This window comes from Streptomyces sp. NPDC001135, assembly GCF_053598395.1.
The window spans coordinates 234500-258781 of the sequence record NZ_JBSFKD010000001.1 but is presented as its reverse complement, the minus strand read 5'-3'; the positions used below and the strand labels follow the sequence as shown (position 1 = coordinate 258781).

The 24282-nt window shown below is 72.8% G+C and carries 21 protein-coding genes and 1 pseudogene; 6 read left to right on the top strand and 16 right to left on the bottom strand.

Going from position 1 to position 24282, the window contains the following annotated elements; all coding sequences use genetic code 11:
* Positions 1 to 25: 25 nt before the first annotated feature.
* Together ACWC94_RS01315 and ACWC94_RS01310 are read right to left on the bottom strand one after the other, a co-directional pair.
* Positions 26 to 1156, bottom strand: a complete 1131-nt coding sequence (locus ACWC94_RS01315) for a methyltransferase (RefSeq protein ID WP_450794271.1) — start codon at positions 1154 to 1156, stop codon at positions 26 to 28.
* Between the two features lie 102 nt (positions 1157 to 1258).
* Positions 1259 to 2563 carry an MFS transporter gene (locus tag ACWC94_RS01310; RefSeq protein WP_450794270.1) on the bottom strand — a complete coding sequence of 435 codons (1305 nt, stop codon included), beginning with the start codon at positions 2561 to 2563 and terminating at the stop codon, positions 1259 to 1261.
* Positions 2564 to 2634: 71 nt separating this feature from the next.
* On the opposite strand from ACWC94_RS01310, the gene ACWC94_RS01305 reads away from it, so the two are divergent.
* On the top strand, positions 2635 to 3630 hold the full coding sequence (locus tag ACWC94_RS01305) for a GlxA family transcriptional regulator (protein WP_450794269.1): 996 nt from the start codon (positions 2635 to 2637) through the stop codon (positions 3628 to 3630).
* Here ACWC94_RS01305 and ACWC94_RS01300 read toward each other — a convergent pair.
* From ACWC94_RS01300 to ACWC94_RS01290, 3 genes are all read right to left on the bottom strand, one after another.
* Complete coding sequence (locus ACWC94_RS01300) at positions 3620 to 4669, bottom strand: Zn-dependent alcohol dehydrogenase (protein ID WP_450794268.1); 1050 nt, start codon at positions 4667 to 4669, stop codon at positions 3620 to 3622. The genes ACWC94_RS01305 and ACWC94_RS01300 overlap by 11 nt on opposite strands.
* Positions 4669 to 5817 (bottom strand): acyl-CoA dehydrogenase family protein, encoded by a 1149-nt coding sequence (locus ACWC94_RS01295; protein ID WP_450794267.1) that lies wholly within the window; start codon positions 5815 to 5817, stop codon positions 4669 to 4671. The genes ACWC94_RS01300 and ACWC94_RS01295 overlap by 1 nt, the downstream gene beginning before the upstream one ends.
* Before the next feature lie 149 nt (positions 5818 to 5966).
* Positions 5967 to 6881 carry an SDR family NAD(P)-dependent oxidoreductase gene (locus tag ACWC94_RS01290; RefSeq protein ID WP_450794266.1) on the bottom strand — a complete coding sequence of 305 codons (915 nt, stop codon included), beginning with the start codon at positions 6879 to 6881 and terminating at the stop codon, positions 5967 to 5969.
* Between the two features lie 84 nt (positions 6882 to 6965).
* Here ACWC94_RS01290 and ACWC94_RS01285 point away from each other — a divergent pair, with 84 nt between their 5' ends.
* Positions 6966 to 7892 (top strand): cyclase family protein, encoded by a 927-nt coding sequence (locus tag ACWC94_RS01285; RefSeq protein WP_450794264.1) that lies wholly within the window; start codon positions 6966 to 6968, stop codon positions 7890 to 7892.
* Between the two features lie 261 nt (positions 7893 to 8153).
* Here the strand turns inward: ACWC94_RS01285 and ACWC94_RS01280 are convergent, their stop codons facing one another.
* The 5 genes and pseudogenes from ACWC94_RS01280 to ACWC94_RS01260 all read right to left on the bottom strand — a co-directional run bounded on the left by ACWC94_RS01280 (position 8154) and on the right by ACWC94_RS01260 (position 12622).
* Positions 8154 to 8603 (bottom strand): ATP-binding protein, encoded by a 450-nt coding sequence (locus tag ACWC94_RS01280; RefSeq protein ID WP_450794595.1) that lies wholly within the window; start codon positions 8601 to 8603, stop codon positions 8154 to 8156.
* Positions 8583 to 8789 (bottom strand): annotated as a pseudogene (locus ACWC94_RS01275) (ATP-binding protein); the annotation flags it as partial. The gene ACWC94_RS01280 and the pseudogene ACWC94_RS01275, both read right to left, overlap by 21 nt.
* Positions 8790 to 9339: 550 nt before the next feature.
* The gene (locus tag ACWC94_RS01270; protein WP_450794594.1) at positions 9340 to 10263 is read right to left on the bottom strand and encodes an acyl-CoA dehydrogenase family protein; all 924 of its coding nucleotides are present in this window, start codon (positions 10261 to 10263) and stop codon (positions 9340 to 9342) included.
* Between the two features lie 2 nt (positions 10264 to 10265).
* A complete protein-coding gene (locus ACWC94_RS01265) occupies positions 10266 to 11429 on the bottom strand; it encodes an acyl-CoA dehydrogenase (protein ID WP_450794263.1) in 1164 nt (387 codons plus the stop codon).
* Complete coding sequence (locus ACWC94_RS01260; protein WP_450794262.1) at positions 11429 to 12622, bottom strand: amidohydrolase family protein; 1194 nt, start codon at positions 12620 to 12622, stop codon at positions 11429 to 11431. The genes ACWC94_RS01265 and ACWC94_RS01260 overlap by 1 nt, the downstream gene beginning before the upstream one ends.
* Before the next feature lie 114 nt (positions 12623 to 12736).
* Between ACWC94_RS01260 and ACWC94_RS01255 the strand changes: the two genes are divergently transcribed.
* The gene (locus ACWC94_RS01255) at positions 12737 to 14272 is read left to right on the top strand and encodes a class I adenylate-forming enzyme family protein (protein WP_450794261.1); all 1536 of its coding nucleotides are present in this window, start codon (positions 12737 to 12739) and stop codon (positions 14270 to 14272) included.
* A 268-nt stretch (positions 14273 to 14540) separates the two neighbouring features.
* Here ACWC94_RS01255 and ACWC94_RS01250 read toward each other — a convergent pair whose 3' ends face one another.
* Both ACWC94_RS01250 and ACWC94_RS01245 read right to left on the bottom strand, forming a co-directional pair.
* Positions 14541 to 15914, bottom strand: coding sequence for a zf-HC2 domain-containing protein (locus ACWC94_RS01250; RefSeq protein WP_450794260.1), 1374 nt, complete (start codon positions 15912 to 15914; stop codon positions 14541 to 14543).
* Complete coding sequence (locus ACWC94_RS01245; RefSeq protein WP_450794259.1) at positions 15911 to 16480, bottom strand: sigma-70 family RNA polymerase sigma factor; 570 nt, start codon at positions 16478 to 16480, stop codon at positions 15911 to 15913. The genes ACWC94_RS01250 and ACWC94_RS01245 overlap by 4 nt, the downstream gene beginning before the upstream one ends.
* 342 nt (positions 16481 to 16822) lie before the next feature.
* On the opposite strand from ACWC94_RS01245, the gene ACWC94_RS01240 reads away from it, so the two are divergent.
* Together ACWC94_RS01240 and ACWC94_RS01235 are read left to right on the top strand one after the other, a co-directional pair.
* Complete coding sequence (locus ACWC94_RS01240) at positions 16823 to 17197, top strand: STAS domain-containing protein (RefSeq protein ID WP_450794258.1); 375 nt, start codon at positions 16823 to 16825, stop codon at positions 17195 to 17197.
* Between the two features lie 202 nt (positions 17198 to 17399).
* Entirely contained in the window at positions 17400 to 17912 is a 513-nt protein-coding gene (locus ACWC94_RS01235) for an EF-hand domain-containing protein (protein WP_450794257.1), read from the top strand.
* Between the two features lie 114 nt (positions 17913 to 18026).
* On the opposite strand, the gene purU is transcribed toward ACWC94_RS01235, so the two are convergent.
* Both purU and ACWC94_RS01225 read right to left on the bottom strand, forming a co-directional pair.
* Positions 18027 to 18908, bottom strand: coding sequence for a formyltetrahydrofolate deformylase (gene purU, locus ACWC94_RS01230; protein WP_450794256.1), 882 nt, complete (start codon positions 18906 to 18908; stop codon positions 18027 to 18029).
* A 111-nt stretch (positions 18909 to 19019) separates the two neighbouring features.
* Positions 19020 to 19520: an SCO4402 family protein gene (locus ACWC94_RS01225; protein WP_450794255.1), complete on the bottom strand. Its 501-nt coding sequence runs from the start codon at positions 19518 to 19520 to the stop codon at positions 19020 to 19022.
* Between the two features lie 117 nt (positions 19521 to 19637).
* Here ACWC94_RS01225 and ACWC94_RS01220 point away from each other — a divergent pair, with 117 nt between their 5' ends.
* A complete protein-coding gene (locus tag ACWC94_RS01220) occupies positions 19638 to 20963 on the top strand; it encodes an ABC transporter substrate-binding protein (protein ID WP_450794254.1) in 1326 nt (441 codons plus the stop codon).
* Positions 20964 to 21015: 52 nt separating this feature from the next.
* On the opposite strand, the gene ACWC94_RS01215 is transcribed toward ACWC94_RS01220, so the two are convergent.
* The gene (locus ACWC94_RS01215; protein WP_450794253.1) at positions 21016 to 22680 is read right to left on the bottom strand and encodes a hypothetical protein; all 1665 of its coding nucleotides are present in this window, start codon (positions 22678 to 22680) and stop codon (positions 21016 to 21018) included.
* A 211-nt stretch (positions 22681 to 22891) separates the two neighbouring features.
* A complete protein-coding gene (locus ACWC94_RS01210; protein WP_450794252.1) occupies positions 22892 to 24277 on the bottom strand; it encodes a transcriptional regulator in 1386 nt (461 codons plus the stop codon).
* Positions 24278 to 24282 lie beyond the last annotated feature (5 nt).

The following is a 24282-nucleotide window of genomic DNA, read 5'->3' as shown; positions in this document are numbered from 1 at the left end:
TCCGCGCACCCGCGCCCACCTCGGGTCAGCGCACGGCCAGCCGCCACAGCGACGTCACCTCGGCCGCACGTGCCGCGTGCAGGGGGTCGCCCGGGTCGGTCGCGCGCGGGTGGCGGGGGCGGGTGTCCATACGGGCCAGCACCTTCAGGCCCGTCCTCTCGATCGCTTCGAGCAGCTCGGCGCGGGTGCGCAGGCCCAGGTGTTCGGCCAGGTCGGACAGGATCAGCCAGCCCTCGCCGCCGGGTTCCAGGTGCGCGGGCAGGCCCGCCAGGAAGGCGTGCAGCATGGCGCCGCCGGGGTCGTACACGCCCTGGTCGAGCGTGGAGGCGGGGCGGCCCGGGAGCCAGGGCGGGTTGCAGACGACCAGCGCGGCCCGGCCGGGCGGGTACAGCTCCGGGCCGGTGACCGTGACCCGGTCCGCGAGGCCGAGGCGGCCGAGGTTGTCCCTGGCGCAGGCGCGGGCCCGGGGACTGAGGTCGGTCGCGGTGACACGCCGCATGCCGCGCCGCACCAGCACGGCCGCCAGCACACCGGTGCCGGTGCCGAGGTCGAAGGCGGTGCCGTGCCCCGGTCCGTCGTGGACCGCGGGCAGCGGCGCCTCGGCGACCAGGTCGACGTACTCGCCGCGTACGGGAGCGAAGACGCCGTAGTGCGGGTGGATGCGGGCGTCGGCCAGGGCCGGTACGGGCACGCCCCTCTCGCGCCACTGATCGGCACCGATGGCGCCCAGGAGTTCCCGGAGCGGGACGAGGGTCGGGCCGACCGGTGGGCCGTAGGCGTCGGCGCAGGCGCGGCGGACGTCCGGGGCGCGGCGCAGGGCGAGGGTGTGGTCCGGTTCGAGGAGGACCAGGAGGCGGCTCAGTAGGCGGGCGCGGTGGGCTCGGAAGCGGCGCCCGCGGTGGAACGTCTCGGCCGCCGACGGGGCCGGCCCGGGCGCCTTGCGGTCGATGCGGCGGGACAGTGCGGACAGCAGCCGGCGGGCGCCGTGGTAGTCGCCCCGCCAGAGCAGGGCGGTGCCCTCGGCCATCAGGCGATGGGCGGTGGCGGCGCGGACGCGGTCGTCGGCGACGATCAGCCGGCGGGGCGGCGGGAATCCGCTCTCAGAGTGCCAGCGGGCGGACAGGGGGGCGTTCTCGGTCCAGCGGACCAGGGACACGGCATGCTCCTCGGGAAGGTGTTCCTACGTGGGCGGGCACGAGGAACGCGTCGCCGAGGACCATGCCGAGTGTCATCAACTTCCCCTTCCGGAAACCTGGGTTCAGGGTATCGCCGGCGCGAGCACGGGCTGGGGGCGGCGGATCACCAGGGACATCAGGGCCGCCGCCGCGCACAGCGTGCCGGAGGCGTACCAGACGAGGTCGTAGGAGCCGAAGACGTCCCGGGCGAGGCCGCCGAGATAGGCGACGAGGGCCGCGCCGACCTGGTGGGAGGCGAGCACCCAGCCGAAGACGATGGCGCTGTCCTCGCCGTACTGCTCCCGGCACAGGGCCAGGGTCGGCGGGACGGTCGCCACCCAGTCCAGGCCGTAGAAGACGATGAAGAACAGCATCGGGGGGTGGACCGCCGGACCCAGCAGCATCGGGAGGAAGACGAGGGAGATGCCGCGCAGGGCGTAGTAGACCGCCAGCAGGCGGCGCGGTTCGAAGCGGTCGGTGAACCAGCCGGAGGCGACGGTGCCCACCACGTCGAACACCCCGACGACCGCGAGCAGCGAGGCCGCCGTCGTGACGGGCATGCCGTGGTCGTGCTCGGCGGGCACGAAGTGGGTCTGGATCAGACCGTTGGTGGAGGCGCCGCAGATCGCGAAGGTGCCGGCCAGCAGCCAGAAGGTGCCGGTGCCGACGGAGGTCGTCAGGACCTTCAGGGTGCGGCGGGCGGCGCCCGTCACCGGGGGCGGCTTCGGTACGAACTCCCGGGCGCCGTACGGGGACATGCGCACGTCCGCCGGGTGGTCGTGGAGAAGGAGCCAGACGAACGGGACGACGGCCAGGGCGGCGAGGGCGACCGTCACGGCGGCCGGGCGCCAGCCGTGGTGCTCGGTCAGCCAGGACAGCACCGGCAGGAAGATCAGCTGGCCGGAGGCGGACGCGGCCGTGAGGATGCCGCTGACCAGGCCGCGCCGCTCGGTGAACCAGCGGTTGGTGACCGTGGCGGCGAAGGCCAGGGCCATCGAGCCGCTGCCGAGGCCGACCAGCAGGCCCCAGCACAGCCACAGCTGCCAGGCCGCCGTCATCCACACGGTCAGGCCGGAGCCGGCCGCGATCACGGTCAGCGCGGCGGCGACCACCCGGCGGATGCCGAAGCGGTCCATCAGCGCGGCGGCGAACGGCGCGGTGAGGCCGTAGAGCGCGAGGTTGAGGGAGACGGCCGCCCCGATCGTGCCGCGCGACCAGCCGAACTCCCGGTTCAGCGGGTCGATGAGCAGGCCGGGCAGGGAACGGAAGGCGGCGGCGCCGATGATCGTGACGAAGGTGACGGCGGCGACGAACCAGGCGCGGTGCACACGGCGGCGCCGTCCGGGCGGGGCCTGGACGGGGGCTGCGGCGGGACTTGTCTGAGTCACGTCATAGAGCGTCCTGCCTCCATGAGCGCTCATCGAGTGGCCCGCAGGACAGCATTCGCTAGGATCGGGCCATGAGTGGTTCCGGGGAGTTCCGTCCGCACCGGGTCGTCGTCCTCGCCCTCGACGGCCTGCTGCCCTTCGAGCTGGGCATCCCGCACCGCATCTTCGGCCGCCCGAAGGACGGGCGGGGCCGGCCTCTGTACGAGGTGGTGACCTGCTCGGTACGGCCGCCCGGCCCGGTCGAGACGGACGCCGACTTCGCCATCCACGTCGCCCACGGACCGGAGGCGCTCGCCGAGGCCGACACGGTCATCGTCCCGGCGTCGTACGAGCTGGGCCCGGTCTTCGAGGAGGGCCGGCTCACCGACGAACTGGCCGCCGCCCTCGCCCGCATCCGCCCCGGCACCCGGCTCGCCTCCATCTGCACCGGCGTCTACGTCCTCGCCGCCGCCGGACACCTCGACGGCCGCCCGGCGACCACGCACTGGGCCGACGCCGAGCGTTTCCAGCGGCTCTTCCCGAGGATCAGGGTCGACGCGGACGTGCTGTTCATCGACGACGGTGATGTCCTGACCTCGGCGGGCGTGGCCGCCGGGATCGACCTGTGCCTGCACATGGTGCGCCGCGACTTCGGTGCGGCGGTCGCCAACGACGTCGCCCGGCGCACGGTCGTACCGCCGCACCGCGACGGCGGCCAGGCCCAGTACATCGAACGTCCGGTGCCCGACCCGCAGCTGGCCACGACCACGGCCGCCCGCGCCTGGGCGCTGGGCCGGCTGCACGAGCCGATCCAGCTGCGGGACATGGCCGAGCAGGAGGCCATGTCGGTGCGCACCTTCACCCGCCGGTTCCGTGAGGAGGCCGGGGTCAGTCCCGGCCAGTGGCTCACCCGGCAGCGCGTCGAGCGTGCCCGGCACCTGCTGGAGACCACCGACCTGTCCATCGACCAGGTGGCCCGCGAGGCGGGCTTCGGCACGGCCCAGTCGATGCGCCAGCACCTGCAGCACGCCCTCGGGGTGACACCGACCGCCTATCGCAGGACGTTCCGTACCGGCGTCAGAAGGTGAGCACCGCGCGGGCCACCCGCCCGGCCTCCGCGTCCGCGCGGGCCTTGTCGAAGTCCTCCACCGGGTAGAGGGCCGTCACCAGCTCGTCGAGCAGCAGGCGCCCCTGCCGGTACAGCTCGGCGTAGCGGGCGATGTCCCGCTGCGGGCGCGAGGAGCCGTAGCGGCAGCCGAGGACCGACTTGTCCAGGTAGAGGGAGGAGACGAGGAAGGACGCCTCGGCCGTCGCCGGGGGCACCCCCAGGAGGACCGCCTGCCCGTGCCGGTCGAGGAGGTCGATCGCCTGCCGGATCAGCTCCACCCGGCCGACGCACTCGAAGGCGTGGTCGGCGCCCGTGGGCAGGAGGTCCCGCACGCCCTGCGCCGAGGTCAGGAAGTCGGTGGCGCCGAACCGCCGGGCCATCCCCTCCTTGGCCGGATCGGCGTCCACGGCGACGATCCTGAGCGCTCCCGCGAGCCGCGCGCCCTGCAGCACGTTCAGCCCGATGCCGCCGGCCCCGATGACGACGACGCTGTCCCCGTGGTCCACCCGCGCCCGGTTCAGCACCGCCCCCACGCCCGTGAGCACCCCGCACCCGATCAGCGCGGCGGACTCCAGGGGGATGTCCTTCGGGATCCGTACCGCCTGCACGGCCTTGACGAGCGTGCGCTCGGCGAAGGCCGAGTTGGCGGCGAACTGGTGGACAGGCGAGTTCCCGCGGGTGAACGGCTTCCCGGGGCGCCCGATCGCCTGCCGGCACATCGTCGGCCGGCCCCGGTCGCACTCCGGGCAGGTGCCGCAGTTGGCGAGCGTGGACAGCGCCACGTGGTCGCCGGGCGCGACATGGGTGACGCCGGCACCGACCGCTTCCACGACTCCCGCGCCCTCGTGCCCCAGCACCACCGGCACCGGAAAGGGGATGGTGCCGTCCACCACGGACAGATCGCTGTGGCACAGCCCGGCCGCCGCGACCGCCACCAGCACCTCACCGGCCCCCGGCTCGCGCACCGCGAGGTCGTCGACCACCCGCACCCGCCTGCCGTCGAACACCACACCACGCATCACACGGCCCCCTTGGGCTCTCTGGGCAGACCGAGCACACGCTCGGCGATGATCGTGCGCTGGACCTGGTCCGAGCCGCCGTAGATCGTGTCGGCCCGGGAGAAGAGGAACAGGTGCTGGTCGGCGCCGAGTTCGTACGGCGCCGAGGGCGACCAGTCGGCGGGTCCGACGGCGGCGCGTGCCCCGCGCACCTGTACGGCGAGCTCACCCAGCCGCTGGTGCCAGCCGCCCCACAGCAGTTTGGCCACGCTGGGTGCGCCGGGACCGGCCGAACCGCCGAGGGTGCGCAGGGCGTGCCGGCGCATCGTCCCCAGCTCGGCCCACTGCCGTACCAGGCGCGCCCGTACGACGGGGTCACGGACCGCTCCGCTGTCCTCGGCCGCACGGACCACGGCCCCCAGCTCCTCGGCGAACCCGATCTGCTGGGCGAGCATGGAGACCCCCCGCTCGAAGCCCAGCAGGCTCATGGCCACCTCCCATCCGTGTCCCTCTCCCCCGACGACGTGCTCCACGCGCGCGTACGCCCCGTCGAAGAAGACCTCGTTGAAGTCGCCGGCGCCGGTCATCTGCCGGATGGGGCGGACCTCGATCCGGCCGGGCTGGTCCATGGGGACGAGCAGGAAACCGAGGCCGTGGTGGCGCCTGGACTCCGGGTCGGTGCGGGCCAGCACGAAGCACCAGTCGGCCTCGTGGGCGAGCGAGGTCCAGATCTTCTGCCCGCTGACCCGGTAACGGTCCCCGTCCCGTACGGCAGCCGTCCGCACTCCCGCCAGATCCGACCCGGCACCGGGCTCGCTGTACCCCTGGCACCACAGCTCCTCACCGGCCGCGACCGGGGGCAGGAAGCGGGACTTCTGTTCCTCGGTGCCGTGGGCGATGAGGGTGGGGGCGAGCAGGTTCTCACCGATGTGCCCGCAGCGGGGCGGTGCGGGTGACCGGGCGTATTCCTCGGCCCAGACGACCTGCTGGGTGAGGGTGGCGGTCCGGTTGCCGTGTCCCGACTCCGCCCAGCCGAGGCCGATCCAGCCGTCCGCGCCGAGGGTGCGTTCCCAGGTGCGGCGGTCTGTCGAGGGGATGGAGTTCGCCGCAAGCCAGGCGCGAGCCTCCACGCGGAACGTCTCGTCCTCTCGACTGAACCCGAAATCCATGAAGACCCCCTTGGGTGGAGTGCCGCAAAGGCGCGGGGCTGTACCGATGTGCGGCTCCGCCGCGTGGGCGCGAGCGACCACAGCGCAGCCGCAACCGCGACCGCAACCGCAACCGCGACCGCAACCGCCGAACCACAACGCGCCCCGGGCTACGAGGCGTTCGGCCGGGACCCACTCCGCGCCGCCTCTTCCATCGCCGCCAACCGCACCAGCATCGGCATCGGATCCACCCCCACCGCCCCGGGCAGGAGCTCGGCGATCCGCTCCGGCGTCCAGGACCCCTCCGCGTACACCGAACGGAGTTCACGCGGCTGGGCCCACACCGCGATCTTCGGCCCCGCGACGGTGTACACCTGCCCGGTGATGCCCTGCGCGGCGGCCCCGTCGGACAGCAGGTACACCACCAGCGCGGCCACGTCCTCCGGCTCGCCGATCTCCGTCAGCTCCATGGGGACGTTGGCGGACATGCGTGTACGAGCCACCGGCGCCACCGCGTTCGCGGTCACCCCGTACTTGTGCAGGCCGAGAGCCGCGCTGCGGACGAGCGAGATGATCCCGCCCTTGGCCGCGCTGTAGTTGGCCTGGGACACCGATCCCTGGTGGTTGCCGCTGGTGAAGCCGATCAGCGTGCCGGACCGCTGCTTGCGCATCACCGCGGACGCCGCCCGGAACACCGTGAACGTGCCCTTCAGATGGGTGGCGACCACGGGGTCCCACTCCTCCTCGGTCATGTTGAACAGCATGCGTTCGCGCAGGATCCCGGCCACGCACACGACCCCGTCCAGCCGGCCGTACGCCGCCGACGCGACGTCCACCACCCGCTGCCCGCCCGCCATCGTGGAGATGTCGTCGGCGACCGCGACCGCCTCGCCGCCCGCCGCCTCGATCTCCTTGACGACCGCCTCGGCGACCTCGCTCGTGGGCGAGGCCCCGTCCACGGAGACGCCGTAGTCGTTGACGACGACCTTCGCCCCCTCGGCGGCGGCGGCCAGCGCGACCGCCCGGCCGATCCCGCGTCCGGCGCCCGTCACGGCGACGACCTTCCCTGCCAAGAAGTTCCCCACGGCCGGCCCCTTCCCGCTGTTTCTGACGGACCGTTAGATTTTATGACCCGTCAGACAGTCGGAGACAAGCCCCGGGGAGGGCCGATGTCGCTGCCCGCCGAGTTCCATGAGATCGCCGAACGCGTGAACAACTGGGGGCGCTGGGGGGCGGATGACGAGATCGGGACCCTGAACCTGATCACGGACGAGGTGGTGCGGCGGGCCGCCGCCGGTATCCGCACCGGCCGCCGCGTCCCCCTCGCGCTCCCGCTCCAGCAGGACGGGGTGCAGACCGGCGTGATCCCGGGCCGTGTCAATCCGCTGCACGCGATGGTGCAGATCAACCAGGAGCTGTTCGGGCCGGGCACGGTGGCGTGCAGTGACGACACGGTGACCATGGGCCTGCAGGCGGGCACCCACTGGGACGCCCTCGCCCATGTCTCGTACTCCGGGAAGCTCTACAACGGCCGCCCGGCGCACACGGTCACCGCGCACGGCGGTGCCGAGTTCAGCGGGATCGACAAGGCGCGGCACGTCGTCTCGCGCGGGGTGCTGCTGGACGTGGCGCGCGCGCGGGGTGTGGAGCGACTGGAGGGGGGTCACGCGGTCACGCCGGAGGATCTGGAGGCGGCGGAGGAGTTCGGCGCGGTGCGCGTCCGGGCGGGGGACGTCGTACTCGTCCGCACCGGGCAGGTCCAGCTGTATCTGGCCGGGGACAAGCACGGGTACGGCTATCCGTCACCGGGCTTGTCCCTGCGCACGCCGGAGTGGTTCCACGCGCGCGATGTGGCGGCGGTCGCGAACGACACGCTCACTTTTGAGATATTTCCGCCCGAGACGGAGAATCTGTGGCTGCCCGTGCACGCCCTGGATCTGGTGGAGATGGGGATGCTCCAGGGCCAGAACTGGAATCTCGAAGAGTTGTCCACAGCCTGTGGAGAAGCGGGGCGGTACGCGTTCCTGCTGTCGGCGACGCCCGAGCCGTTCGTCGGCGCGACGGGGACACCGGTGGCACCCGTGGCCGTCCTCTGAGAAACCCGTGGCCCTGCCCGGACCGGCCGGCGGCGCGCCTCCCCCCACGGTCGCGCGCACGCGCCGCCCACCGGGTGCGACCCACACTCGACGAGGACCGCCGTCGCCCGGGCCCTCGCCGTCCCCTCGCGGCGAATCGTCGCCCACCAGCGTGATCAGGTCGTCACGGGTCGTCAACGCCGGTACGGGGATGTGTTGCGTAAGCCCTGTTCGCGGCACCCCGCGCACGGATGCATCCCCGGCGCACCACCGCGCCGGGTACTACACCGCCTCGAAGGCGAGACCCTCGTACGCGGACGCTCCGCCCTCGTACGCCATCGCTGCGCTCTCCGCAGACTGCGAACAGCGGTCCAGCTCGCACCAGATGCTCTTGCCGGCGCCTTCCGGGCTCCAGCCCCAGCGGTCGGCCAGGCAGTCCACGAGGGCCAGGCCACGGCCGCCGGTGGCGTCACCGCCGACGCAGCGCGGCACGGGGGCGCGGGAGGAACGGTCGGCCACCTCGACCCGCACCGTGGCCACCGCGGGCGGCTCGCCGGCGTCCGCGGCCCCGGCGGAACGCATCGCCCCGGCGGCGTCGGCGGCAACGGGCGGACCGGTCGCCACGGCGGGTTCGGCGGTCGCGGCGGGCTCAGGGGCCGCGACCGGACCGGGGGTCCCGTCGGGATCGGCGGTCACGGCCGGATCGGTCGTGCCGGCCGCCGTGCCGGGCAGGGAGAGCCGTAGTACGGCCGTGTGACCGGTGTGCACCACGGCGTTGGTCACCAGCTCGGAGACCAGCAGGATCAGGGTCTCGGCCAGCGGCTCGTCGGCAGCTATTCCCAGCCCCGCGAGCCGTGAGCGGGCCCATCTCCGCGCCCGTCCCACCTCCGTGGGGTCGGGCCGGATCTCCAGCTGCACTTGAAGCACCTGCACCGCTCACACCATCCGAACCGGCGGACACATGACCCCACGCCGACCGGCCGCCACGGCCGGGGCCGCGGCGACGATCACGAGGGCCACGATCGTAGCCATTTTCTGCATGGCCAGGACAACGGCCAGAGCAAGGGTCACGGAACGTGAGTCCCTTACGCGACAGCATGGTTGACGTACAGTCACCCCAACAAGCGCTTCGGGCATATTCCAGCGCGAAGGAGTACGCCTGCGGCATACTGTGCGACGCTCGTCCCGGGGAGTCGAACAGGCGGCGGCCGAAGCGGCAACCGCCCCGCGAGCAGCGGCGCGCACCGTGCGATACGGCATCGCCCCAGAGGCTTTGCCGGTCCGGCTCGTACTCACAGCCACTCGCATCCCACACAAGGTACCGGAGCGGACCCCCGACTCCGGGTCGTGACGAGTCCCATGAAGGACACAACCCGGTATCGACGCTCCGTGATATCGGCATGCCACGATCCGCGACATCTTGGGCCAAGGCTTTGGTGCGGGTGCAGTCCAGAGCGCTGCCAACCCTTCAGGCCGTCAGGCCGGCGGCGAGCAACTCCTCACTCTCCGTGCTCCCCCCGCCACGGCGGGCCCGGACCCAGGCCCGTTTCAGGTGCAGATGGACGTCCGCCTCCCAGGTGAACCCCATGCCGCCGTGCACCTGGAGGCAGTCGCGGGCGCCGCGTACGGCGGCCTCGTCGGCGAGCAGGCGGGCGGCGGCGACGTCCGCCGGGTCGGCGGTGACGGCGGCGGCGTAGACGGCGACGCGGGCGGTTTCGGTACGCACCAGGAGGTCCGCGCACAGGTGCTTGACGGCCTGGAAGGCGCCGATGGGGTGGCCGAACTGCTCGCGGGTGCGGGCGTGCTGGACGGCGAGCTCGGTCACGCGCGTGGCTGTGCCGAGTTGTTCCGCCGCGGTGAGGAGACCGGCTACGAGGTTGTGGGTGCCGGTGCCGGCGGACGTGCCGGTGCCGGCCGCGGGCCGGTTCGCTCGCCCGGGCCGGCGGCCCGCGGCCACGCGGTGCAGGGGCGTCAGCGGGTCCACCGAGCGCAGCGCGGTCGCCCCGGCCGCGTCGCCCCGCACCACGTCCGCCGTCTCCAGCCACTCCACCAGTTCCCCGTCCACGGCTGTCACGACCGTCTCGCCGGTGGCCGCGCCCGGGACGGTACCGGCCGCCAGGTGGGTGGCGACGAGGGGGCCGGGCAGGAGCGCCCGGCCCGCCTCCTCGAAGGCCAGTACCGCCTCCGGCAGGCCCAGTCCGACCCCGCCGTCCGCCTCGGGCAGCCGCAGGGCGAAGAACCCCGCGTCCCCGAGCGCCCGCCACAGCCGCCGGTCCAGCCGCCCCGGCGCGTCGACGGCCGCACGCAACGCCTCCCGCCCGAACCGCCGGTCCAGCAACTGGCGTACGCCGGCCTGCAACGCGCGCTGGTCACCGCTCAGTTGGAAACGCACGCTCATCTCCCCTCCGGACGGCCCGGGGACCCGCTCGGCCCCTTCGGCAGACCGAGGATCCGTTCCGCCACGATGGTGCGCTGGATCTGTGAGGTGCCGGCGGCGATCGTGTACGCCAGGGACGACAGGCGGTCGAGAGTCCAGGGGCGGTCCAGGTCGAGGCCGTCCGGGCCGAGTACGTCGGCCGCGGTGTCGTACAGCTCCTGGCGGGCGTGTGAGTAGCGGAGCTTGAAGACCGAGCCGCCGGCGCCCGGCACTCGGCCGCTCGCCTCCGCCTCGCTCACGTTCCACTGGGTCAGCCGCCACAACGCCCGGAACTCCGCCTCCAGCCGCCCGAGCCGGCGGCGCAGTACGGCGTCGTCCCAGCGGCCGTTGTCCCGTGCGGTCCGGGCGAGTTCGCGCAGGACCCGGCGGCAGGCGACGACCTCGCCGGCGAAGGCCGTGCCACGCTCGAAGGACAGGGTCACCATGGTCACGCGCCAGCCGTCGTTCTCCGCTCCCACCCGGTGGGCCACCGGCACCCGGACCTCGTCCAGGAACACCTCGGCGAACTCCGCCGACCCGGCCAGCGTGCGCAGCGGCCGTACGGTGATGCCCGGCGCGTCCATGGGCATCGCGAGCCAGGTGATCCCCTTGTGCCTGGGCGCGTCCGGATCGGTGCGGACCAGCAGTTCGCACCAGTCGGCGACCTCGGCGTGGGAGGTCCAGATCTTGGACCCGGTGACCACGTAGTCGTCGCCGTCGCGCCACGCGCGCGTGCGCAGCGCGGCGAGGTCGGAGCCGGCGTCCGGTTCGCTGAACCCCTGGCACCACACCTCCTCGCCGCGCAGGATCGGCGGCAGCCAGCGCGCCCGCTGCCCGGGAGTGCCCTCGGCGGCGATCGTCGGGCCGGCGTGCAGCAGTCCGACGAAACCGGCCCCCACATAGGGCGCGCCCGCCCTCTCGGTCTCCTCCAGGAAGATCAGCCGGGTGGTCGGCGAGGCGTCCCAGTGGACGTCGGCGTACCCGGCGTCGTACAGCATCCGCTGCCAGCCGAGGTCGTACGCCCTGCGCGCGGGCCAGTCGTCCGGGGACGGCTTGGCGGGGAGGGTGGGGAGCACCTTGGCGAGCCACTCCCGCAGCCGGCCCCGGAACTCCTCCTCCTCGGGCGTGTAGGAGAGGTCCACTAGCGGTCCAGGTCGAGGTCCAGCATGCGGATGGCGTTGCCCCGCATCAGCTTGTGGACCGTCTCGTCGTCAAGGCCCTTCACATGGTCGAGGGCGACCTCCTTGGTGTGCGGGAAGGTCGAGTCGACGTGCGGGTAGTCGGTCTCGAAGGTGGCGTTGTCCCTGCCGACCACATCCAGCGACGCGACCCCGTGCTTGTCGCGGAAGAAGCAGCAGAAGATCTGCCGGTAGTAGTACGTCGACGGCGGTTCCGGGATCAGGTCCCTGACCCCGCCCCAGGCACGGTGTTCCTCCCAGACGTCGTCGGCGCGTTCCAGGGCGTACGGGATCCAGCCCATCTGCCCCTCGGAGTAGGCGAGTTTGAGGGACGGGAACTTCACCAGGACCCCGCTGAAGAGGTAGTCCGTCATCGAGGCCATCGCGTTGTTGAAGCTGAGCGAGGCCTGGACGGCGGGCGGGGCGTCCGGGGAGGCGGCCGGCATCTGCGAGCTGCTGCCGATGTGCATGTTGACGACCGTGCCCGTCTCCTGGCAGGCCGCGAAGAACGGGTCCCAGTAGCCGGAGTGGATGGAGGGCAGCCCCAGGTGGGTGGGGATCTCGGAGAAGGTCACCGCCCGCACCCCGCGCGCGGCGTTGCGCCGGATCTCGGCGACGGCCAGCGTCACGTCCCACAGCGGGATCAGGCACAGCGGGATGAGCCGGCCGCCGCTGTCCCCGCACCACTCCTCCACCATCCAGTCGTTGTAGGCGCGCACGCAGGCGAGGGCGACCTCCTTGTCGTGCGCCTCGGCGAAGGTCTGTCCGCAGAAGCGGGGGAAGGTCGGGAAGCAGAGGCTGGCCTCGACGTGGTTGAGGTCCATGTCCGCGAGGCGGGCCTTCGGGTCCCAGCACCCGCGCCGCATCTGCTCCCTCGTGATCCCCTCCAGCGTCATCTCGTCCCGGTCGAAGCCGACGGCGGCGATGTTGCGCTTGTACGGGAACTTCAGGTCCTCGTAGATCCACCAGTCCGTCGGCTGGCCCGCCGGGTCCATGGTGATCCGGTAGGTGCCGCCGACGTAGGCCAGCTCCCCGATTCCGGCGGTCAGCGGTTTGGGCCCCCGGTCCCGGTACCTGGACGGCAGCCAGGTCTCGAAGAGGTGGGCGGGTTCGATCACATGGTCGTCGACGCTGATGATGCGGGGCAGTTCGGTCATGGTTCCCCTCGCGTTCCCCTCCGTCGGACAGCAGCCGGACGGCTACTTATCTGATGACCCGTCAGATAGCATGACAGCTGACGGTGCGTCAGCCAAGACAGTCAGGGGGCATCCGTGAACGAGACCCCGCACTCCCTGGGTTCCGCCCGCACTCTGTGGGACCTGGTCGTCCGCCGCGCGGCCCTCACCCCCGACCGCCCGGTGCTGCTCCAGGAGGACCGCTCCCTCACCTTCGGCGAGCTGCGCACGCGTGCCGAGCGGGTGGCGGCCGGCCTGTACGGCATGGGCGTGCGCCCCGGCACGGTGGTCGCCTGGCAGCTGCCCACCCGCATCGAGACCGCCCTGCTGTCCTTCGCGCTGGCCCGCCTGGGCGCCGTGCAGTCCCCCGTGATCCCCTTCTACCGGGACCGGGAGGTCGGTTTCGCGCTGAGGGAGTCGAAGGCGGAGTTCTTCGCGGTCCCGGGTGTGTGGCGGGGGCACGACCACACCGACGCGGCCCGCCGGCTGGGGGCGAGGGGGATCTTCGAGGCGTACGACACCCTCCCCGACGGCGACCCGTCCGTGCTGCCCGCCCCGCCCGCGGAGGGCACCTCGGTCCGCTGGATCTACTGGACCTCGGGCACCACCTCCGACCCCAAGGGCGTGCTGCACTGCGACCGCTCCCTGATCGCCGGGGGTTCCTGCCTCGCCCACGCCCTGCGCCTGAGGCCGGACGACGTCGGCTCGATGGCCTTCCCGTACGCCCACATAGCGGGCCCCGACTACACGGTGATGCTACTGCTGTACGGCTTCCCGGCGGTGATGTTCGAGCACTTCGCGCTGCCGGAGGCACTGGCGCAGTACCGGCGGCACCAGGTGACGGTGGCCGGCGGCTCCACGGCCTTCTACTCCATGTTCCTGGCCGAACAGCGCAAACAGCCGGGCGAGAAGCTCATCCCGTCCCTGCGCCTGCTCGCGGGCGGCGGCGCACCGAAGCCCCCCGAGGTCTACCACTGCGTGGTCCGCGAGATGGGCGTCCAGCTCACCCACGGCTACGGCATGACCGAGGTCCCGATGATCACCATGGGCGATCCGCGGGACACCCCGGAGAACCTGGCCACCACCGAGGGGCGTCCCCCGGCCGGCATGGAGATCCGGATCGTCGACGGCGAGGTCCGGCTGCGCGGCGAGGCCGTCTGCCAGGGCTATCTGGATCCCGCGCAGACGGCCGCCGCCTTCGACGCCGACGGCTTCCTGCGCACCGGGGACCTGGGCCGTGTCACGGACTCGGGCCATCTGGTCCTCACCGGCCGCCTCAAGGACGTGATCATCCGCAAGGGCGAGAACATCTCGGCCAAGGAGATCGAGGACCTGCTCGCCGCGCATCCGTCGGTGGCCGACGCGGCCGTGATCGGCCTGCCGGACGCGGAACGGGGGGAACTGGTCTGCGCGGTGGTGGAACAGCCGCCCGACGCCGACGGGTTGACCCTGCCGGACGTCGTCTCGTACCTGCGCTCGGCGGGCCTGTCCGTGCACAAGCTGCCCGAGCGGCTGGAGGTGGTCCAGGCGCTGCCGCGCAACGAGACCCTGCGCAAGGTGCTGAAGTACAAGCTGCGGGAGCGGTTTTCCCGGCCGCTCGCCCAAGGGGTGCCCGACGGCTCGCGGGACTGAGCCGCACGGGTTCCGTTCCGGCCGGTGCGGGCCCGGGTGATCCGTCCGACCGGAAGTGGACCCGGCTCGCACGGCACTTGCCGCGCAGCCTCCTCTCCCGCGCGCCGCCAGCCGGCCGCCCGCCCTACGGGACATGCCGGGTCATGCCCGACGGTTCGGGACGGCTCTTGCGCCCGGTCACACCGGGCGGCCGTGCCGGTCGTCCGCTGAACCGCCGGTGGTCGGTGGCAGGTCTGAGCCGCGGCCTCGCCTTCGGAGCGACCGGCCCCTACATCCGGCTCAGGTTCGCGGCGGCGAACAGCACATCCCTGATCGCCTCCCGGTCCCCGACCTGACCCGCCGCTGCCTCCTCCGGAGGAATGTGGCCCGCCGCCAGCCGGCAGAACTCCGTGCCGTCGAGCGCCACATGGGCCACCTCCAGGTCCGCGGAGCCCAGTGCCGCCGGTGAGTCCAGGGGGATCAGCCACTCGCCGCCGCCCGAGCCCTCGATCTCCAGGCGCAGGCTGCGGCCGGGTTCACCGGCGAGGCCCAGGTGCCGTCCCCGGGCGGGCGAGGCCAGCCCCTGCTGACGGCGTTCCGCGAGCGCGGCGGGCAGCATGCGGGCCGCGAGGTCGATCATCCTGTTCAGGTGACGGGGCGCGGGCGGCTCGTACGGGTAGTCCACCGCCTCCGCGATGTCCTCGGCGTGGATCCAGCACTCGAAGGCCCGGTCCAGCATCGCGTCGTGCAGCGGCAGTTCGAAGTCGCCGTACGACACCGCGAATCCGTCCGCGTGGCCGCCCGTGAAGGACACCGTCCGGACCAGGCCGTGGCTCTGCTCCCGCCAGGGCCCGCGCACCGAGCCGGTGGGCGGGAAGCGGGAGGTCCGCCAGTACGCCTCGGTACGCGCGACCGGGCCCGACGCGTGCCGTGCCGCCGCCCCGGCGGCCTCGGTCAGCGGGTCCTCCAGGCCGAGTGCGACGGCGATCAGCCCGTCCACGGACAGCAGGTGCGCGATCACCCCGGCCACGGTCGTACGACGGCTCTGCGCCGCGTCGGCCGCGAACCACCGCAGCCGTACCGGCGCGTGCCACTCCGCGTACCCGAAGTCCTGCAGCAGGGCGTCCAGCCGGGCGGTCTCGGCGTCGTACGGCGCCGCCCACTCCGGCAGAGGTATCCGCGGCGGGCGGCGCTCCAGGCAGCTCTCCAGAACGCGGGCGCGCAGCCCGGGGTCCAGGTCGAGGCTCTCCGGCTGGTGCAGCAGGCCGACCGCCTCGCGCAGCCGGCGGGCCTCGTCGGCGCAGCCGCCGCACGAGCCCAGGTGGTCCTCGACGGCCGCGGTCTCCGCTGCCGAGCAGGCGGCCAGCGCCCAGGCGCCGAGGAGCGATTTCAGGACGTCGTGCGGCAGGTCGAGCGGCACGGGGGCGGGGTCGGGCAGCGGCAGCCCGCTGTCCTCGACGGAGGCGCGGGGCGTCGGTATGCGCGCGGGCCGGTCCGGGTCGGGCCCGCCGGTGCCGTCCGGGTCCCGTCCCGAGCCACCGGTGCCGTCACCGGTGTGTCCCTTGTCACCCCGGCCGTCGGCGCCCTCGCACCCCTCGCGCGGCTTGTCCTCCCCCTGTCCGCCGTGCTCGTCGGGTGCCTCGAACCCTCCCGCTCCGCTCACACCGCACCTCCGTGTCCCGGCGGCGTCCCGGCGTCGTGGGCGGTGGAGAGCAGTTGCAGGCCGAGGCGGAGCCGGCGGCGGGCCTCGTCCTCGGTGACACCGAGGTCGGCGGCGGTCTGGCGGTAGTCGCGGCGCTGGAAGTAGGCCAGGTCGAGGGCGCGGCGCAGCGGGGCGGGCATGGAGTGGACGATGTAGTCGGCGCGGGCGGCGACCGAGGCGCGGCGCACCTTGCGCTCCAGCTCCGCCACGGAGCCGCCGTCCCGCGGCAGCGCCGCGGTCTCGCTGTCGCGCAGCCGCTGCACGGCGAGCCGGTGGGTCACCCCGGCGACCCAGGTGCGCAGCGGCCCCTTCCGGGGGTCGTAGGTCTCGGGGTGTTCCCACAGGTGCGCGAAGACCTCGCGGGTGAGGGTGTCGGCGGCCTTCTCGTCACCGAGGACGCGGTGGGCGAGGCCGTGCACGAGCGAGGCGAACCGGTCGTACATCTCACCCAGGGCGGCTGCCTCGCCGCGGGCGAGCCGCTGCTGCATCTTGCGGTCCCCGCGGGGCGGTACGTCCTTCGTGGCCATGCGGTCCCCTCCCCTCACCCGTGTCCGGCCCGTCCAGCCTGTCGGCACCGTCTTCCCGAATGTAGTCGGCACCTCTGACAGGGCACGCCCCTTTGTGTCAATGCGCGCCCCCCGAAGCGCCGCTGGTGATAGTGCCCTTTTCACACAACCTTCACACAAACCGTGTGCATGCCTGATCGAACAGGATCGGTAGTGACCGAAATAAGACCCTTGTTGATCGCGTCCGGTTTGCTGCTCGACGTTTCAGGGAACGGCCGCTGGGCAGCCGCGCGGAAGCAAGCGTAGGAACTGCTTCCGTTTCCGGGCGGTTCCGGGAGTTCCGGCGAGCGGAGGGGCAGGGACGTGGCATTCAACGTGACCGGCGTCGAACAGGGCGAGTGGGCCGTGCTCCGGGTGTCCGGGGAACTGGACCTGATGACCTCGCCGGTGCTGCGCCAACGGGTGCACGACGTCGTCGCTGAGGGGCATCACAGCCTGGTCGTGGACCTCTCCGACGTGTTCTTCTGCGACTCCAGCGGGGTCGGCGTCCTCATCGCCGCCCGCAGGCTCATCCGCTCCTGCCAAGGCAGCCTCAGGCTCATCCTGCCCGACCGGGGCGCCGACGACGGCTCGCACGTCAACCGGGTCCTCGGCGCACTCGGGGTCCGCCGCCTCTTCGACGTCCGGCCCGATCTGGAGGCCGCGACGACCGACGAGGCGGACCCGCTGTCCGCATGAGAGCCACCGGAGTCCTCGCGACAAGACCACACTGTTGTCGCGGAATTCCCCCGGTCTTGGCACAACCGCCGGATTCCCGCCGTCCGGCGGCCGTCTCCGTCATACGCTCCCGCCAGGTCCGTCACGCACCCGCGCGACGCACCCCTTGGACGACCCGTACGACGTATCCGTACGACGCACACGTAAGGCGGCCCGAACAGACATGGTCAGCACCGAGTACGAACGCAGGATCGCCGCCCGGTTCGCCACCTTCGACCAGGACGGCAACGGCTGGATCGACCGCGAGGACTTCAGTTCGGCGGCCAAGGCGCTGCTCGCCGAGTTCTCCGTCACCGCCCGCTCCGACAAGGGACAGGCGCTGTACGCCGGCGCGGAGGCGTTCTGGCAGGGCATGGCCGGGATCGCGGACCGGGACGGCGACCAGCGCATCACCCGCGAGGAGTTCGTCACCGGCGCGGTCAAGCGCCTGCGCGACAACCCCGAACGCTTCGCCGAGATCGCCCGCCCGTTCCTGCACGCGGCCCTGGCCGTCGCGGACACCGACGACGACGGCCGGGCCACGGTCGAGGAGACCGTACGCGTGCTGCGGGTCTTCCATGTGCCGCAGGAGATCGCCCGGACGGTCGCCGCCGCACTGGACACCGACGGCGACGGCCTGGTGGGCGAGCCGGAGATCGTCCCGGCGTTCGCCCACTACTTCACCGTCCCGGCATAGCCGTCACCGGGCGCCGTGGGCAACGGCGGTACGAAGGCGGCGGTTTCCGCGGCGCCGATCGGTCCTCCCGGACACGGCCGCGACGGACCCGCGCCACCCCGCGACCGAAACCCCCTAGGCGAACACCACCGTACGGCGCCCGTTCAGCAGGATCCTGCGCTCCGCGTGCCACTTCACGGCCCGCGCCAGCGCCTGGCACTCCACGTCCCGCCCGATCGCGACCAGCTGGTCCGGTGTGACGTCATGCCCCACCCGCTCGACCTCCTGCTCGATGATCGGCCCCTCGTCCAGGTCGGCGGTCACGTAGTGCGCGGTCGCCCCGATGAGCTTGACCCCCCTGGCGTGCGCCTGGTGGTACGGCTTCGCGCCCTTGAAGCTCGGCAGGAAGGAGTGGTGGATGTTGATGATCCGGCCGCTGAGCTGCTTGCACAGGTCGTCGGAGAGGACCTGCATGTAGCGGGCGAGGACGACCAGTTCGACACCCTGCTCGCGCACGATGCCCAGCAGCTTCGCCTCAGCCTCCGCCTTGGTGTCCTTGGTGACCGGAATGTGGTGGAAGGGAATGTTGTAAGACCCCACCAGCTCTTCGAAATCGGTGTGGTTGGAGACCACGCCCACGATCTCCACCGGCAGCGCACCGGTCCGGGCCCGGAACAGCAGGTCGTTCAGGCAGTGCCCGAACTTGCTGACCATCAGCAGGATGCGCGTCTTCGCGTCGGCCCGGTTGATCTGCCAGTCCATGTGGAAGGAGTCACCGATCGCCGCGAAGCTCGCCCGCAGCTTCTCCACCGTCACCGGCGCCTCCGCCGAGAAGTGGACACGCATGAAGAACAGACCCGTGTCACGGTCGCCGAACTGCTGGCTGTCCTCGATGTTGCAGCCGGTCATGAACAGATAGCTCGACACGGCGTGCACGATGCCCTGCTTGTCCGGGCAGGAGAGGGTGAGGACGTACTGGTCGGCCGGTGCGGCGACGGACGCGGACTGCTCGTTCATGCCCTACAGGTTCTCACGCCGGCCGCCCGCCGTGGGCAGTCGTCCCGCAGGACGGGACGGGCGGGCACAGCCCCCGGCGCCGGACGCCGGCCCGAGATGCTCGACCCCCGCCTAAGCGGTCCTCGTCATGATCCGCAGCACCTCGAGGCTCCGGGGAGGGGTGTCGGGATCGTCCCCGTCGCTCGCCGCGAGGCGCAGGTGCGCGTCCCGCGCCGCCCGCACCGCCTCCGGCCACCCCTGGTGGTCGAGATAGGCGGCGACCGGCGCGTCCGGCCCGACCTGGTGCATGATCCGCAGCACCCGCAGCACGGCGGTGTCGACGAGTGCCGCCTCCTGCGAGTCCCGGAATATCGTGCCGACGTATTTCTCCGCGGACCAGTTGTCCAGCCAGGTGTCCTCCACCAGTCGGTAGACGGCGTCGGTGACGTCGCCGTACCCGTCCACGCCGGCCAGCCAGACGTCGCGCTGGAACACCGGGTCGGAGAGCATGTGCAGCGCCGAGCGCACATTGCTGCGCCAGCGCCACCACGGCATGTCGCTTAGGGGCATGCCGCCCATGGTGGAGGAGCGACGGCCGCGACGGGAAGAGTTCTCCGAACCTTGCACGGTCATCGATCGTACGTTCCCCGTCACACCAGCCTCACCACCCCCCGCAATTCACCTGGGTGTCACCCTTCGTTGACCTGGGATCACTCTCCGGTTAGCGGTGTGAGGGAATCGTGCGTGTACATGACCGGCAGGCGACGCACCGCTAGTACGTTCCTCCACTCGACCCTCCGCCCCGGCAGAGCCACCGTGCTGTCCGCCGGCGCTGTGGCCCTGTGTGCGTCGCTCACCGCCGGGTGCGGGGTCGTCCCCGGCGTCACGGGGGGCGTCGGGGACGACCCGGTCAAGGTCATGACCTGGGCCCCGCAGGACACCGACGCCACGAACAAGCCGGGCATGCCCGCGATGGCCCTCGCCTACGCCCGGTGGATCAACGCGCACGGCGGCATCAACGGCCACAAACTGCAGGTCCTGACCTGCAACGACAACAACGACAGCGTCGGCGCCGCCAAGTGCGCCCGGCGCGCGGCCCACGAGAAGGTGGTCGCGGTCGTCGGCTCCTACAGCCAGTTCGGCGACTCCTACCTCGCCCCGCTGGAAGGCGCCGGCATCCCCTACATCGGCGGCTACGGCGTCACCAACGACGAGTTCACCGGCCAGATGTCGTACCCGGTCAACGGCGGCCAGCCCGCCCTGCTCGCCGGGCTCGGCAGGGCCCTCGCCGACACCTGCGGCAACGTCGCCCTGGTCCGCCCGGACAGCATCGCCGGCGACGAGCTGCCCGTACTGCTCGACTCCGGCCTGAAGGAGGGCAGACACGCGAACGCGGGCGACCACCTCGCCGCCGAGGACGCCACCGAGTACGGCGACCAGGCCGATCAGGCGCTGCGGTACGCCACCAAGGACGTACTGAGGAAGGGCTGCGTGGTGCCCGCGCTCGGCGACCGCACCGACACCTTCATGGACTCCTTCCGGCGGGCACGCGAGAACTACCCCGGGGTACGGCTCGGGACCGTGCTCGGCAGCGTCGACCAGACCGTGATCAACGCCACGGGGGGTGCGTCGGGGCCGTACGAGGGGGCGTACATCACCGGCTGGTATCCGCCGGCGTCCGACGCCCGGTGGGACCCGATGAAGAAGGTGATCAACGAGGAGGCCTTCGGCGACAACCGCATCGACCCCGCGGACGCCGGAGTGCAGACCACCTGGATCGCCTACACCGTGCTGAAGGCCGTACTGGACAAGATCGGGGACGGCGAGATGAGTTCCGACAGCGTGCGGCGCACCCTCAACGACGGCCTGCGGGTCTCCACCGGCGGTCTCACCCCGACCCTGAGCTGGCCCTACGAGGGAAAGCTCGCCTCGGTCGGCTTCCCGCGGCTGGTCAACGCCGACGTCACCCTCCAGGTGGTCCACAACGGCAGCCTGGTCGAGGCCCGCAAGGGCATCGGCGGCCGGGGCGGGACCACCGACATGACGCAGACGCTGGAGAACGCCGACGTGCAGTGACGCCCGCCGGCGCGTCCCTCGGGGCCGGGTCGCGGCCCGGCCCACGGCCCGGTCACAGCTGGGTGGGCTGGCGCTGGGTCAGGCCGTACTTCCGCGCGATCGCGTTCCACAGCGCCGCCGCCTTCACCTTCTGCGCGCTGGCGGTGCCGCTCTGCCGGTTGCCGGCCCGGGTCTCGTCCGTGACGCGGGCGTGGCCCTTGCGGCAGACCTTGCGCCCCTTGGCCTGACCGGCCCAGGCCGCGTAGTGGTTGTCGGCCGCGGCGGACGCCTGCCAGGCCTTGGTCAGCGCGGCCGTCAGGTCGCCGTTGGCCGGCAGCTTGTCGACGCTCAGCTTGCCGAGCCGGGTGACCAGTCCGCTGCGCTGCCCGGCCGCGGCGCGCAGGTCGGAGGCGGCCTGGTCGAGGTTGTCGCAGTTCTTCACGTCGGCCACCGCCCCGATCACCGAGGCGCGGCTGCTGCCGCTGTCGGCGAGCAGCTTGTCCAGCTCGACCGCCTGCTGGCGGGCCGGGTCGGCGGCGGGCGCGGAGGAGCCCTGGCCGGGGGCCGGGGAGGCGGCCGCGACCGTCTTGCCGTCGTTGCCCTGGTCCTTGCCGCCACCGCCGCTGAGCAGCACGCCGGCGCCCACACCGATGACGACGATGCCGACACCGACGGCGGCGATCAGCGGCACCCGCGAGCGGCCGCGGGGCCGGTCGTCGTCGTAGTCGCCCTCGTACGACGGCTGGGGGGCGCCGTACGAGGGCTGCTGCGAGCCGTACGACGGCTGCGCCGGGCCGGGGTGGGCGTCCGGCTGCTGGACGCGCGGAAGCTGCTGGGTGGCCCCGGCCGGGCCGTCACCGCCCGCCGGGCCGCCGCGGAAGAGGCTGTCGAACTCGGCCGGCGGCTGCCGGTCCACACCCTGCGCCTGCGCGGCGTACGGCGGGATGTACTGGGTGGCCTCCGCGTCGGACGGCACGGGCGCCGGCGCCTGCCGCGGCGGGACCTGGCCGAGATACCGCGTCTCCTCGCCGGCCGACTCGGGCGGCAGCGCTCCGGAGGCCACCGGCGGGATGTACTGGGTCGCACCCTCGTCCGCCGCGGCCGGAACCGGCGGCAGGTACTGGGTGGCACCCTCGGCGTGGGCCGCCGGTACGGGCGGTATGTACTGCGTCGCGCCCTCGTCGGCGGGAGCGGCCTGGACCGGCGGGATGTACTGGGTGGCGCCGTCGGCCGCCGGGGGCAGCGGGGCACCGGCGGCCGGATAGGCCCCCGGGACGGCCGGCGGAAGCGGCGCGGCGGCGGCAGGCGGCTGCGGGTGCTGCTGGTTCTGGTGCTGCTGCTGGTACGGCGCCGGGGTGCCGTACCCGGGCTGCTGGCCGGCGCCGTAGCCGCCGCCCTGGGCGCCGGGGTGGTCGTACGACGGCGTCGGGCCGCCGTACGACGGGGCCGGGGCGCCCTCCGGGGGGAGCGGGCCGGGGTTCCCGGCCGGGAGCTGCTGGTCCGGGGCGTCCTGGGTGTGCCACTGCTGGGCCGCCGCCGGGGGCCAGCCCTGCCCCTGCTGGGGCGCCTGCTGCCCGGGCCCCCAGGAGCCGCCCCAGGCCTGGCCGCCGGCCGGGGCGGCGGGGGCGGGCGCGCCGGTCATGCCGGGCAGCAAGGGCTCGCCTCCGTCGGAGGGCAGCACGATGCCTTCGCGCGCGGGCTGCGCCGAGGGCTCCTCGCCCCGTCCACTCTGCGTCACCGGGACTCCTACCAATGGGGGACCTTGTGAATCGGGCTCACGCTACCGGGTCCCCCGAGCCGGGTGCCACGCAGCTCAAGGCGCGATCTTCTTCCCTGTGACAGCGGTAACACATCCGCCCCGCGGCGCGCTGCACATGGCACGTCACGCGGCACCGCGTACGGCGCCGGATGCCGTTCGCCGTGCGTTCACGCCACCGCGGGGCCGGCGTTCACGCTGCCTGCTGGAGATCGAGGCGCGCCCCGAACTCCCGTACCACCGCCTCCTCCCGGAAGGGTTCCAGGCGCTGCTGCAGATCCTCCAGATACTCCGCGCCCCGGTTGGAACGCAGCGACTCCAGCAGCTCCACCGCCTTCAGGCCCGTGCTGCAGGCCTGTTCGATCTCGCGCTGCTGCACCTGGGCCGTGGCCAGTAGCACATGACCGATGGCACGCCGGCGGACCCGGGTCTCGGGGTGCCCGGCCAGCGACTGCTCGGCGTACCGGGCCGCCTGCTCGGCCTGCCCGAGGTCGCGGTGGCAGTGCGCCAGTTCGTCGGCCAGATACGCCTCGTCGAAGTGCCGGATCCACACCGGGTCGTCGTCACGCGAGTCGTCGGCCTGCTCCATGGCCGTCACCGCCCGCGCGATGGACGCCTGCGCCGCGCGGGCGTCACCGAGCAGGGCGTGCCCGCGCGCCTCGGCCGCGTGGAACATCGCCTCCACGCGCGGGGTCACGTGCCCCCGCGCCCCCTCCTGCGCGGCCCGCGCCAGCTGGGAGATCTCGCGCGGGTTCCCGAGCTGCGCGGCGAGGTGACTCATGGACGCGGCCAGGACGTAACCGCCGTACCCGCGGTCCCCGGCGGCCTGCGCGAGCCGCAGCGACTGGATGTAGTACCGCTGGGCCAGCCCCGGCTGCCCGGTGTCCACCGCCATGTAGCCCGCCAGCTCGGTCAGCCGGGACACGGCCGCGAACAGGTCCCGGCCGACCGTCTCCCGGTACGAGCCCGCGAGCAGCCCGGAGACGACGCTGTTGAGGTAGTGCACGACGACCGGGCGGACATGCCCGCTGCCGTACTGGTGGTCGAGGTCGGTCAGCGCCTGGGTCATGGACCGTACGGCCGCCACGTCGGCCTGCCCCACCCGCGGTCCGGCCTGCCGGGCCACCTGGGCGTCCGGCGCCGAGATCAGCCAGTCGCGGCTGGGCTCGACCAGCGCGGAGGCGGCGACGGAGGAGCCGGACAGGAAGTCCCGGCGCCCCACGTCGCTGCGCCACAGCTCGCAGACCTGCTCGATGGCCCCCAGTACCGTCGGCGAGAACTGGAGACCGACCCCCGAGGCGAGGTTCTTGCCGTTGGCCATGCCGATCTCGTCGATCGTGACCGTACGGCCGAGCTTGCGCCCGAGCGCCTCCGCGATGATCGCCGGGGCCCGGCCCCGCGGCTGCTGACCGCGCAGCCAGCGGGCCACGGACGTCTTGTCGTAGCGCAGGTCGAGGCCGTGCTCGGCACCGCACATGTTGACCCGCCGGGCCAGCCCGGCGTTCGAGCACCCCGCTTCCTGGATGAGCGCCTGCAGCCGTTCGTTCGGCTGCCTCGCCACGAGAGGCCTTGCGGCCATGTACT